Source organism: Paenibacillus sp. FSL H7-0918 (genome assembly GCF_038007025.1).
Classification (GTDB): domain Bacteria; phylum Bacillota; class Bacilli; order Paenibacillales; family Paenibacillaceae; genus Paenibacillus_AQ; species Paenibacillus_AQ odorifer.
Genome location: NZ_JBBOWJ010000002.1, coordinates 495191 through 508517, shown reverse-complemented (window position 1 = coordinate 508517; position 13327 = coordinate 495191). Strand labels below are relative to the sequence as shown.

Annotated in this window: 6 protein-coding genes; 4 read left to right on the top strand and 2 right to left on the bottom strand. The window is 48.0% G+C overall.

Annotated elements, in window-relative coordinates; genetic code table 11:
* Positions 1 to 28: 28 nt before the first annotated feature.
* Positions 29 to 1756 carry a sensor histidine kinase gene (locus tag MHI15_RS16185; RefSeq protein ID WP_254848786.1) on the bottom strand — a complete coding sequence of 576 codons (1728 nt, stop codon included), beginning with the start codon at positions 1754 to 1756 and terminating at the stop codon, positions 29 to 31.
* Between the two features lie 323 nt (positions 1757 to 2079).
* On the opposite strand from MHI15_RS16185, the gene MHI15_RS16180 reads away from it, so the two are divergent.
* The 4 genes from MHI15_RS16180 (at position 2080) to MHI15_RS16165 (ending at position 12152) form a co-directional block, all read left to right on the top strand.
* The gene (locus MHI15_RS16180; protein WP_036675860.1) at positions 2080 to 3423 is read left to right on the top strand and encodes an ABC transporter substrate-binding protein; all 1344 of its coding nucleotides are present in this window, start codon (positions 2080 to 2082) and stop codon (positions 3421 to 3423) included.
* 99 nt (positions 3424 to 3522) lie between these two features.
* Positions 3523 to 4461: a carbohydrate ABC transporter permease gene (locus MHI15_RS16175; RefSeq protein ID WP_036675858.1), complete on the top strand. Its 939-nt coding sequence runs from the start codon at positions 3523 to 3525 to the stop codon at positions 4459 to 4461.
* Positions 4462 to 4476: 15 nt separating this feature from the next.
* Positions 4477 to 5316 (top strand): carbohydrate ABC transporter permease, encoded by an 840-nt coding sequence (locus tag MHI15_RS16170; RefSeq protein ID WP_081383301.1) that lies wholly within the window; start codon positions 4477 to 4479, stop codon positions 5314 to 5316.
* A gap of 149 nt (positions 5317 to 5465) precedes the next feature.
* Entirely contained in the window at positions 5466 to 12152 is a 6687-nt protein-coding gene (locus MHI15_RS16165; protein ID WP_341164609.1) for an S-layer homology domain-containing protein, read from the top strand.
* A gap of 167 nt (positions 12153 to 12319) precedes the next feature.
* On the opposite strand, the gene MHI15_RS16160 is transcribed toward MHI15_RS16165, so the two are convergent.
* The gene (locus tag MHI15_RS16160) at positions 12320 to 13156 is read right to left on the bottom strand and encodes a helix-turn-helix domain-containing protein (protein ID WP_051490882.1); all 837 of its coding nucleotides are present in this window, start codon (positions 13154 to 13156) and stop codon (positions 12320 to 12322) included.
* Positions 13157 to 13327 lie beyond the last annotated feature (171 nt).

Sequence of the window (13327 nt, the reverse complement as noted above, 5' to 3'; positions counted from 1 at the left end):
CCATCACATCCTTGCTTGATATGCTACTCTATTCCTTTTGCAGGAACGGCAGAAGAATCTTCATCCGGGTATATTGGCCCGACTCACTCTCAATCGAAAGACCGTAATTATCCCCAAATGCCAGGCGCAAACGTTCATTTACGCTGCGGAGTCCAATATTCTCGGGCATTTCTTTGCTTCCATTACCTGGATTCGTCAGAATCGTGGAGATTTCTTCTTCCTTCATCCCTATACCGTTGTCTTCAATCGTAACTAGAATATCGGCGAATCCACTTTTGGCCACCTTAATGAGAATTTCTCCTCTGCCTTTGGGCTCAATGCCATGGAAGATGGCGTTCTCGACCAGGGGCTGGAGCGTGAATCGTGGAATTAGGCCGGTTAGCAGTTCCTCGTTGTCAATCTCCTTTACCATAGAGACCGTACTGCCATAGCGGTATTTCTGAATTAGAAAATAATCATCCAGCAGGCTCAGCTCATCTTTCATCGGCATTAGTCTACGGTTGTCTTTGGCGATGCTGCGCAGCAGTCTGGATAGTGAAGTGGTCATTTCCGCGATGCCGGTAGCATTCTGAATTGTAGCCATCCATTTGATCGAATTCAGTGTGTTGTACAGGAAATGGGGATTGATCTGACTCTGCAGCATCCGGTATTCCAGCTCCTGCTTCTGTTTCTCGTCAGCGAGCCGGCTGTCCATAAGCGCTACGATATCTTGGGACAGGCGGTTAATGCCCCGGCCGACATCGCCAAGCTCGCTGTTCCATTCGATATTGCGGTCCAGCAGGAAATTGCCCTGGGCGATCTTATCAATCCGCTTCTTCAGTTTTTCCACCGGAAGACTGATGGTACGGGTCAGATACAGCGTAATGATAGCGCTTAAGACAATAACTAGGAGACAGACGCCGAGCATAACCAGAATCCATATATTTGTCTTGGGAGCGAACAGGTCATTGGATAAAGTCTGTGACAGAATGACTCCGCTGCGTACGGGATAAGATACCACGATATGGCTCTCTTTCTCGTCCTCGAGCTTGACCATGGACAGCTCAGTTTGTGGACCGACAGGTTTATCATTGGTATAGGCCACCGGTTCATACGGCTCTGCAATGGCGATGACCTGATCGCCGATGAGCTGATAATGATGATTGCCGAGCGTCAGCAGCAGCCGGGAATTCTTCGGCAGGGAGTACCCTTTCAGCTTGTCGGTAATAACAGTGGTATTCGCTAACAGGTACACTGTTCCAACGCGGGAAGCTCCTTTGCCGTAAATAGGAAAAACAAAAGGAATTCCGTTTGTGTTGGAGAGCGGGTCCTTGATCACCCGGTCCCATTTCTCCTCGGCATCGTTGCTAAGGCCGGTAATTTGACCGATATTGTGTATGGTAAGCGGAACAGAGGTGCCGGTTTTATCCACCTGCAGAAACTTTCCGTTGCTATCCGTAACAATCAGACGGCGGGCATAGCTGTTGGAGCGGTTGTTCAGGAAGTCCTGCTGCATCGAGTTGAATACATTAACTGCTTCCTTAGAGCTAGCCTTAGGTGAGCTGAAGTAGTCTGTGATCAGGGTATTAGTAGAAGAGTTAGTGCTGCAGGTCATCGCCAGCGATGACAGATCAATTAAATCCTGTTCAATAATATGGGATACCAGCTGCAGATTGAATTCGGTCGCCTGGATGGTTGTTTTACGCTGATAATAAGTAATTAATTCATAGCTAAAAAAAGACAACAGCGACGCTATCAGCAGTGCGAATACGGCCATGAGCAGAATAATGCGACTTTTAATGGTGGATTTTCTTACCGTATTTAACACTCCTCTACAAAATGTGAAAACATATAAAGCGTTTTCATATACCATAGCATATTCCTGCGTTCCGATACAGGGGGAGGTACATAAGCTGAATATTTTACATGTTTTAGATAGAAAATTACAGGTTTGAACCGGAGCAGGGAAGAAGAACACAGAAAAGTGAATGAACTTTGTTTGATAATGCATGCCATTCTTGCGAAAAAAGCTATAAACTTTGAACTAAGCTCAGAAGAGCCGATCGTAGTTACACAATCAGAAGAAAAGGGGATATTTAAATGAAACTGAAAAGATTCTATGGCATAACCCTCGCCACAGTATTCTCCATGAGTCTGTTGGCTGGATGTTCTGGTAATAACAACAACGAAGGTGCTGCTGCAACGACAGCTCCAGCAACGGGGAATTCTGCAAACGCTTCCGCTGAACCGAGCCAGGAGCCTGTGACTTTGAAATGGGCCTTGTGGGATTGGGAAGCTACCGCTTACTACAAGCCGCTAATCGATGCCTATAAAGCTGAGCATCCGAATGTAACAATCGAATATGTCGATCTGGGGTCGACGGACTATATGACCATGTTAAGCACACAACTGTCCGGTGGCGCAGATCTGGACGTACTTACAATTAAAGATATTCCGGGCTACTCGAACCTTGTGAAACAGAATCACCTGGAGCCGCTTAAAAGCTTTATGAGTGGCAACGCTATTGATCCTTCGGTATATGGAGGTACTGTAGAACAAATCGAAGTGAACGATGAGGTGTATGCGCTTCCTTTCCGCAGCGATTTCTGGATTCTCTACTACAATAAAGATTTGTTCGACAAAGCAGGCGTGGAATATCCAAGCAATGATATGACATTCGAGCAATATGATGAGTTGGCCAGAAAAATGACATCTGGCAGCGGTTCTGAAAAAGTGTACGGAGCTCACTACCATACTTGGCGTAGTGCGGTTCAACTGTTCGGTATTCTGGACGGCAAGAACACTGTTGTTGACGGAAACTACGATTTCTTGAAGCCAACCTATGAGCGGATCCTGAAAGAACAGGAAGACGGCATCGTAATGGATTACGCCACACTGAAGACTTCAAGCACGCACTATTCTGGCGTATTCTACAATAATTCCGTTGCTACTATGAACATGGGCAGCTGGTTTATCGCTACACAAATTGAGAAAGTGAAGAGCGGCGAGTCCCAATCGGCTAACTGGGGCATTGCGAAATACCCTCATCCGGATGGTGTGGAAGCCGGTACAACCCTGGGTACAATTACTTCCCTAGCTGTAAATCAGAAATCCAAACATAAAGAAGCAGCACTTGATTTCATGAAATTCGTGACTGGTGAAGAAGGAGCTAAAGTCATTGCTTCCACCGGAACCATTCCAGCGATTAAGAATGATGAAGTTATCAATTCCATTACTTCCATCGAGGGCTTCCCTACGGATGAGAACAGCAAAGCGGCACTGACTACTGTTAAGACTTATCTGGAAATGCCTATGCATGAAAAGAGCGCAGACATCGAAGTTATTTTGAATGAAGCGCATGACAATATTATGACTAAAAATGCTTCGATTGACGAAGGTTTGGATGATATGAATGCTCGCGTACAGCAGCTCTTGAATAATTAACCTTAAGAGAGCCGGTTCTAAGGGCGGGTGAAAGCCCGCCTTTTATATTAAAAACTATAGATTTGTGGGGAAAGTTTTAGAAGGTTTGGAGGAGAAAGAATGCAGAACGAAACCATATTGGGTACAAAAAAGATCCCTAAACGTCATTTGTCAAAAGGTGTCCGGGAAAACCTGGTAGCTTACAGCTTCATTGCGCCGAACTTTATCGGATTTGCCCTGTTTACACTGGTACCTATGTTTTTTGCCTTTATCCTTGCTTTTGTGAAATGGGACGGGGCCAATCCAATGAAGTTTATCGGGCTGGACAATTTCACCCGGTTGATCAGAGATACAACATTTCACAAAGCATTATGGAATACCATTGTTTACACTATTGGCGTAGTACCGTTCACCATGATTGTCGCGCTGGCGCTGGCGATTCTGCTTAATCAGAAGATAATGGCCCGCAATTTCATGAGAACCGTATTCTTTTTCCCTTATGTAGCATCCCTGGTAGCCGTTGCTGCCGTATGGAACTTTATCTTCAGTCCTACGATGGGTCCGATCAACAATATCCTGCATACCCTTACCGGTATCCCGCTGGAGGATCTTCCCCGCTGGGCAGCGGATAAACACTGGGCGATGTTCACAGTAATACTGTTTACAGTGTGGAAAAACATGGGTTATTACATGGTTATTTACTTGGCAGGTCTTCAGGGCATCAACCCTGAATTGTATGAGGCTGCTGAACTTGATGGTGCGGGCGCGTGGAGAAGATTCCGCAATGTGACGGTCCCTCAACTGGCGCCTACCTCTTTCTTTGTTCTGATGATTCTAGTCATCAATTCGTTCAAAGTCTACGATATCTTTATCAACCTATTTGCCGGCGCCGATAACCAGTTGAATGATTCTACAAGGGTTATGGTGTATCAAATCTACAATACGGCGTTCCGCTCGCTTGATTACGGATATGCCAGCGCCATGGCCATTGTATTGTTTCTGCTGGTACTTGGCATCACCATCGTCCAGTTCCGCGGCGAGAAGAAATACGGACAATAGGAGGATTCAAAAGATATGGTTGGTAAAAGTAAAGGACTTCGAATCAGCATTATGGTTCTTGTGTATATTTTGTTGTTTGCGACAGTACTGGCGATGCTGGTTCCGTATATATGGATGTTGTCTTCTTCACTCAAGATGAACAAAGATGTCTTTTCCTTCCCAATGCAGTGGATTCCACAGAATCCGCGCTGGGAGAATTTCGCGGATATCTGGACACGCATTCCGCTGGGCCGTTTTATTTACAATACGGCGAAACTATCGATTATCGTAACGATTCTACAACTACTGACTTCCAGCTTTGCTGCGTACGCGTTCTCCAAACTGCATTTCCGGGGAAAAAACATTCTATTCCTTGGATATATTGCAACGATTGCGATCCCTTGGCAGGCTTACATGGTGCCGCAATTTATCCTGATGCGTTACATGGGACTTAACAATACGCATTTGGCAATCATACTGCTGCAGGCATTCTCGGCATTTGGAGTATTTCTGATGCGCCAGTTCTATCAAGGTGTTCCGGATGAATTATGCGAAGCTGCCCGTATTGACGGCTTGAGCGAATATGGAATTTGGGCGCGAATCATGCTGCCGCTGTCCAAGCCAGCCTTGTCTACATTGACGATCTTCACCTTCGTCGCCACCTGGAATGACTTCCTGGGGCCAATGATTTATCTGACAGATACGAAACTCAAGACTATCCAAATCGGACTAAGAATGTTCATCTCGCAATATTCCGCCGAATATGGCCTGATTATGGCCGCGAGTGTGGTGTCCATTATTCCGGTTGTAATTGTTTTCCTGGCTCTGCAAAAGTACTTTGTACAAGGTGTTGCAGCATCGGGCATTAAGGGCTAGAACCGTATTTGACCTGGCAGTTGCATGCTTCATAGGCTGCCAGGTTTTTTTATAAGTCAAAGGGATCTGTATAACTCTAGTAATTATTCATTTAACAATAAAATGAATACGCTTTCTTTTATTATTGGCCATCAAAGGAGGAGAAGAGAATGAACAGAAAGCACTTTCGAAAAAGGCTTTTCTCAATAACGATGACTACTGCGCTCGTAGTTGGGATGTTTCCGGCATTCACTCTGCCTGCAGCCTCTGCTGCTACCGTAAATTCTATCTACGCTGCCGCCCATATGGGGGCTACAACAATTGCAGATACAACGCTGCCAGCCAGCATTGATATCGGAGGCCAGAGCACAGCAGTGAACTGGAATATTGGAGCAGATACCTTTGCCGTGCCATACGATGCCGTGACCGTCAGCGGTACAGCAAACGGGAGGCCGGTCGTAGCCAGTGTTGAAGTTATTCCGCCCGCAAGTAATCCGTTGGTTTACTTTGTGGATAGCGGTAGAGGGGGCGATTCCGTAGGCAATGGGCCTACTTCCTCGCCGCTGTACGAAGCGGTCCGCACGCTGAGCGGCAGCGATTTGCTCAACCAGTCACCCGACCAGAAGTATATCAGCGGTACGGCGGACTGGGGATTTGATGATTCCGTAAACAAGGTCAAGAATTCCAAAGACGGGGGACTTACCGATCCAGCCACCGATCCGTCCCTATGGACTGTCGGACTTCGTGCCGACCCTGCCAGCAATCATATCGTGTATAAATTAAAAGCGCTTGAAGCTGGAACCTATACGCTCAGCAGCGGTTTCCATGATTGGTACGGCAGCCGCTCCCGTGTAATACGTCCTCAGATCGAGTATAAGGATGCTAGCGGGGCAACCAAGAACATCTTGTTTGACCAGTTCAACACTAATGTGACTAAACTAATTTCCGGCGAATTCACCATTCCTGGAGACATTGACGTTAGTAGTCCAATGACGTTGACTTACGCCTATGTTGCTGACGAAAAACCTATTTTGAGCTGGTTCGCCGTTACCAAGGGCGGAATCAAGAAACAGATCGAAGAGGCTACACAGAGCGCAGCTTCTATGGTCAAGGTTCTGCTTGACGGCAACGATATCCAAGCTGACAATGTCAACGGCCTCACATTCAAGGGATTTGGCGTACTAAGCGCTAACAGCACCAGTGCGCTTTTGATGGACTATAAGTCAGAGTATCCAGAGGCTTATGCAGAAATGCTACAGATCTTGTTCGGTGGAGAACATCCGCTCATGACGCATGTGAAAATCGAGATGGGCAATGACCGCAATAACTCCACGGGACCTGACCCGGCGACTATGCGTACGGCCGATGAAGAGGCAAATGTTACCCGGCATCCCGGCTTCCAGCTTGCCGCAGATGCCAAGGCAGTGAACCCTGATCTTAAAGTGAGCATCCTGAGATGGAGTGCTCCGGCCTGGGCGAATAACAACGACAAAATCTATACCTGGTACAAAAAAACCATTCTGGCCGCTTATCGTGAATACGGTTATATGGCCGATTACGTTAATCCTTATATCAACGAGCACGCTCCAGATTTGGCGTGGACCAAACAGTACGCTGAGAGAGTCAAGACTGACAGCGAAGGCTTCAACAGCACCGAAGAGCGGGAACTGTACAACCGGATCAAGTCTGTGATATCCGATGAAGTCGGGATTGGCAGCTTCGGTGCCAGTATGGTGAGTGATCCTTCTCTGCGGGAAGCTGTGCCGATCGCTGGATACCACTACAACACGGACGACGACAGCGCAGGCAATTTCAAAAAACTTGCAGAACAATATGATATTGAGGTTTGGAACAGCGAGGCGCAGTCTACCTTCAGTAATTCCTCTTTCCGTCCCAACAACAATATGAAAGATCCTACAGTGGCAGGAACCGGCATTGGTGGTGTCGGCAGTCCGCTGGAGATGAGTAACACGATTATTAAAGGATTCGTTAACTCCCGCCGGACACACTTTATTTACCAGCCAGCCATTGGTTCCTTTTATGAAGGCGGACAATATTCCTTCAAGGAATTGGTCAGCATGCGCGATCCGTGGTCGGGATGGATTCATTATGATGCGGGTCTTGTCACTCTGCAGCATTACAGCTGGTTTGCGAATGTAGGCTGGGAGAACGAGGATAATACTGCTGGGATCTGGCGAGCGGTTCCTCAAGCCAGCTCTACAGGTGCGACAGGCACCAATCCGGTCAGCGGCCGCAACGGTTCCCCTAGCTATATAACCCTTGCAGCACCTGATAAAAAAGATTTCTCGACGGTTATCGTGAACGATAGCGAGTATTCCAAAATCTACAAGCTGCAGACAGTCAATATGGCTTATACGGGTAATCCATCCATGGAAGTATGGGAAACCCGTGCCGCTGATGCAGGAGAAGCGTTCAACAGCAATTATATGCAGTATCTCGGTGATGCCACTGCTGATGGCAGCGGGGTGTATACCGTTAAGGTTAAACCGTATTCGACCGTGACTGTGTCTACTTTGAAGAACAAGGACAAAGAAGAATATAATACACCGCTGCCTGTAGAAGGCGAGCGTACCGTACTGGATACTGATGCTACAGGAGCAGGACACAGTACTGGGGACAACATTCTGTACGCTGATGATTTTGACTATTCCAAGCAGACTGTTGTGAAGATTGGTGCAGGCGGTCAATCTGAGGGTACCCAGAGCTATATCGAATCCCGCGGCGGTTCCCAAAGCGTTATCCCGCGTTATACCCATGACCGCAACGGGGCATTTGAGGCCTATCTTCCGGACGGTTCAGACAATTATGTCCTGCGGCAGCAGCTGGACACGGGAACCATGGGGCTTGGCGGCACATGGAACAGCGGAGATCCCGTAACGGCCATCGGCGACAACCGGTGGATGAACTACAAGGCCAGTGTTGATGTATCGTTCGAAACAAACAATACTCAGGGCGGAGCCAATTATGCTGCGATAGGCGCCCGTTATCAGGGAGGTGGCAGTTCCCACTCCATAACCGGTACACCGTATGTGCTGAAATTCTGGTTCGACGGCGGCTGGCAGCTGCTGGTCAACAATAGCGCAGTTGCGAGCGGAAATGCCGCGAACGGTTCCGGCGGCGTGAAGATCGACGGATTCGATACCGCATATGACGCATGGCATAATATTGCCGTTCAGGTTGCAGGTGATAAAGTGACTGCCTATCTGGATGGGGTGAAGCTGGCTTCCTATACCGACCCTACTCCTGAATTGTCCGGCCGGGTAGATCTGGCCAGCGGCTACTATCACGTCCGCTTCGATAATTTGAAGGTGGAGAAGGTTGAGGGCTACACGCCGTATTATTCAGAGCTTCTAGACAATCTTGAAATGTATGACCTGGCTGCGGCTCCGAATCCTAAACTGATATATACCGGGTCGTGGAGCCATATAAATGGAGCGGGCATGTACATTTACCAGCGTTCTCTTTCTACCAGCCAGGCTGTAGACGCTGCAATGGAATATACGTTTGAAGGCACCGGACTGGATATTCTAGGAGCGAATAACGGATCGGCGAAGCTTGAGGTAACGGTGGACGGAAAAGTTATTGCTCTATTGGCTGATACAGTAGCTTCCAAGGAGCTGTACCAGACGTACGCACTCCGCGGGCTTAAATATGGCCAGCACCATGTGCAGATAAAGGTGGTAAGCGGCACCTTGGTTGTCGACGCGGTGGCGGTTGTTTCCGGGGAAGTAACTGGTACTGTAGATACTGCTGCTCTTCAGGCGGCGGTAACAGCCGCGAAAGAAATGAACAAACAGGATGAATATTCGGACAGAGACTGGCAGCTCTTCGTAGATGCACAGAGCGATGCACAGGGAGCACTGGATAATCCTATTTTATACAAATTGGATCAGGAAGGAGTTACTCAGCTTGAAGCACGCCTGATCTCCGCCCAGAACCAGTTGACTACGGGAGATATACGGGAGCTTGTCGCTCCTCAGGATTTGGCTACTTATGCCGGAAAACTGCCGGATCTTCCAGACAAGGTGGAAGCCACTCGGGCAGACGGATCCAAATTGCTGGTATCAGTAAAGTGGAATGTAAATGCGGCCAGCTTCAACAATCCGTATGAACGGGTAGCTGTAACCGGCACTTATGGAAATCTGAAAACAACTTGTTATGTGGAAGTGGTGCCGGAGGGGCTCTTATACTTCCTCGATGCTGGTGTATCGGTGGACGGTATCACGCCGCCGTATACATTAATCAAGGATTTTGTAGGTGACAGCTTGCTTAATAACAAGGCGGATCAGCCTTCGACAGGCAATGGGGTATGGGGGCATACCAGTACTAAGTACCTCCTTAAGGGGCTTGGTGGTGCTGTAGTTCCTTCTGATAAAAGTCAGACAGGTGTTTATGGTTCGGATACAAAAAATAATCCACTTGTATACCTGCTCCCTTTGAACGCAGGCAAATATACGATTACGTCATTCCATCGGGACTGGTGGAACAACACCAACCGCACGATGGATATTACGCTTAGCTATATCGACGCTGAAGGGAAAGAAGTGACCAAATCGGTCCGAACCGGACTCGTCGCAGGTCCTAATGGCGCTATGATTAACTATGACTTCACGCTTCCGGTGAGCGGTACTGTGAAATACTCAATAAACAATACGTATTCAGGCAATCAGGCTGCATTGATCAGCTATGTGGCTGTAGCTAGAGATAAAGCCAGTGTTGCTAATGAGCAGGCTGTAAATGAGGCTAAGAGTATCATAGAAGGTGCGGTATACAGCGTGCAGAAGGAAGTGGCAAACAGCGAAGAAGCTGTCCAGACTTGGCTGCTGCAGACGATAGGCGCTCTGCCCGGTCTCAATGATACCGGAGTTACGATCGGTGAGATTACCTTGTCTTCCTTCCAAGAAGCAACCGATGAGACTAACGGCAGCTTCAGCTTTACGGTATCACTTAGTAAGGGAGAGGCTACAGCGGACAGTTCAGCGAGCGGAACAATCAAGCTGCCGGAGCCGGATACTGTTCAGCCTTTGATTACTCTGTTAGGTGATGCGACAGTGAATTTGCACATCGGTTCTGAATATACAGATGCAGGAGCGACTGCTTATGATGACAAGGATGGTGATATTACAGACCGTATAACAACAACAGTTAGCAGTGAAGTATACGGCTTGACTGCTCTCGATACAGCGAAAGCTGATATTTATACCTTCCATTATAATGTCAGCGATACTGCGGGCAATGAGGCTGAAGAAGTGACAAGAAAAGTAGTCGTTGCACTTGATCCGGATGTAATGAAGCCGGTGATTACACTGCTTGGTGAACCGTCCATTCAACTGGAAAATGGCGCAAGCTATATGGATGCCGGAGCGACAGCGGTAGATGACCGTGACGGCGACATTACGGAGCACATTGTAGCAACGATTACGAAGAATGAGGAGAATGTGCTGGCACTGGACACTAAGGCGGCAGGCATCTACACCTATCATTATAATGTGAGTGATGCGGCGGGCAACGCGGCTATCGAAGTGACTAGAACCGTGACAGTGGGCGAAGCAGAGCAACCTCCGGTAGTGACACCAACACCAACACCAACACCAACACCGACATCGACGCCGGAACCGGAGCCAACAACAGCACCAACATCTACGCCGGCGCCAACGGAAGCACCAGTGTGGACGGTAGCACCGACACCAGCAGTCACCCCGTCCCCAACGCCAACACCGCTGCCGCAGACCGAAAAGGTTCTTGATCCAAAGGATTTCACGGCACCGGTTGGAGGAGTAATAACGGTTCAGCTTACTGAAGCTACAGAATCCGTGCTCCTTCCAGCAGGACTATCAGGAATCATCGGAGAGAACACTCTACGTCTGGCTTGGAGTAAGGTTGCTATCGATCTGACCCCAGAAGTGCTGAAGAGCATTCAAGAAAAAGCTACTGGAGGTCAAACGGAGGGGGCGCAAATTAAGCTCTCAGCAGTGAAGGTATCCAGAGATGCTGTGGAACAGTTAATCAATAATCCGGCTGTTAATGGTTCCGTACATTTATCTGCGGCGAGTGATGTGATTAACTTCAGCTTGGAGGTTGTTGCTGCGAACGGCACTGCTGTAACGGTAACTGCTTTTGATAAACCGTTGACACTTACGTTCAACGTAGATCCGGATGCCAATACAAGCTTGCTCGGCAGCTACTATATTTCTGCAAATGGTGCGCTTGAATTCATGGGCGGAACGTTGACTAATGGTAAATGGACTGCTGAAATACGGCATTTCAGCCAGTATGCAGTCCTGGAATACGATAAGCTGTTCACAGATGTCAGCAGTAATAGCTGGGCCAGCAATGTGATTAAGACCATGGCTGCGAAGCATATTATTGAAGGCATTTCCAGTACGGAGTTTAATCCGCAAGGGGATGTAACTAGGGCACAATTCGCTGCTATGATTGCACGCGCGCTTGGGCTTAAGGCAGGAAGCCATGCAACATTTGGTGATGTGGATTCCAAAGCCTGGTATGCCGACGCCGTTGCAGCTGTTAGCGGAACGGGTATCGTGCTCGGACGCAGTGCGGATTCGTTCGCCCCGGATCAGAGCATTACCCGCGAGGAAATGGCTGTGATGATCGTTCGTGCTTATGAATATTTGCAGGGAAGCGAGACCAATGAACCTGCTGTAGGATCGTTCAGTGATTATTCCCGGATTCATGACTGGGCGAAGAACGCAGCAAACATCGCCGAACAGGCGGGACTGATCAAGGGACGCGGCAATAAGCAATTCGCGCCACAAGAGACGATGACCCGTGCCGAAGGTGCGCAAGTTATCTCCAATCTGCTGGGATATTTGTAAGTAGCATTTCAAAGAACCTGGCAGGCTGCATTAAGCGGGCTGCCAGGTTCTTTATAGATTTGGAGAGGCGGGGGAGTGCTTAGGAAAACAGCGGCCGGAAGTCCAACTATTCACCGCAGTAGCGATTGCATCTTTTTTGAAAAATCCTTGAATTTGAGTTTTAGAGCTCAGCTTCTTTTACTATATTTTCCGGGTGGAATGCCCGTGATGTTCTTGAAGGTACGGATGAAATTGGCATAATCGTTAAAGCCGGACAGATAGCAGGTATCGGATACGGAGTTCCCGGCGGACAATAGCTGCTTGGATAACGCAATTTTTTTGAGCAAGACGTAACGGTAGATGGTTCCGCCTGTCTGCTGTTTGAACAGATGGCTGAGATAATATTTATCGACGTTCAGTTCTCCAGCGATTTGCTCCAGTGACAGATTTAGATGCAAGTGGTTGTCGATATAGCTCATGGCTGATTGAATATGTGAGGAAATGATGCTGGGCACGGTAGATCGGGTGCGGCTGTACAGCTCATTGATGAGGACGAGGATCTGAACCAGGTAGGTCAGAGCCAGAACTTCACTCCCGTACTGCTGATTCTCTAATGTCTCAATCAGGCGGGAAGCAAGGACTGTATACTCTTCAATCAGCGGTTCATCCATTTGCGCGAGATTATGCTCTCCGGGCTGGCGGTTCTGGAAACAAGCGAGCAGATTTGTAGTTGCGGTACAGAAGGGATAGACAAGTGGAGCTTTGAAATGGATTGTCAACCGTTCATAGGGCTCCGGAGATAAATTGATGATTTTATGAATCTCGTGATTGTTGAACAACAGGACATTGCCCCGCTGCAGGGGATAGCTGAACTGATCTACAAAACCGTTCACCTTGCCGCCCAAGAACAGGAAAATTTCATAGTGGTCATGGATGTGGAAATCCCTGGTAGGTGAGATCGGCGAATTTCCGATACCTGCCAGAATATCTCCATCGAACGGCTCATAATACTGGGCATGCTTCATTGGAATTGCCCCTTTCAGATTGATCACAATATACGCAATAAAACATCATTATTCGCAAAGACATTGCAATAATACAACACTAAACTATAGTAGAAGATTACGCAATATAACAAGATTCAGGCGGTAGGCAAGAGAAGTAGCTGTAGCTGATTAGATGCAATTGAAAGGGTG

What these genes read in the sequence shown, in the direction of transcription:
- MHI15_RS16185 (WP_254848786.1), bottom strand. Translation starts at nt 1,756, where the DNA reads ATGGCCGTATTCGCACTGCTGATAGCGTCGCTGTTGTCTTTTTTTAGC.
- MHI15_RS16180 (WP_036675860.1), top strand. Translation starts at nt 2,080, where the DNA reads ATGAAACTGAAAAGATTCTATGGCATAACCCTCGCCACAGTATTCTCC.
- MHI15_RS16175 (WP_036675858.1), top strand. Translation starts at nt 3,523, where the DNA reads ATGCAGAACGAAACCATATTGGGTACAAAAAAGATCCCTAAACGTCAT.
- MHI15_RS16170 (WP_081383301.1), top strand. Translation starts at nt 4,477, where the DNA reads ATGGTTGGTAAAAGTAAAGGACTTCGAATCAGCATTATGGTTCTTGTG.
- MHI15_RS16165 (WP_341164609.1), top strand. Translation starts at nt 5,466, where the DNA reads ATGAACAGAAAGCACTTTCGAAAAAGGCTTTTCTCAATAACGATGACT.
- MHI15_RS16160 (WP_051490882.1), bottom strand. Translation starts at nt 13,156, where the DNA reads ATGAAGCATGCCCAGTATTATGAGCCGTTCGATGGAGATATTCTGGCA.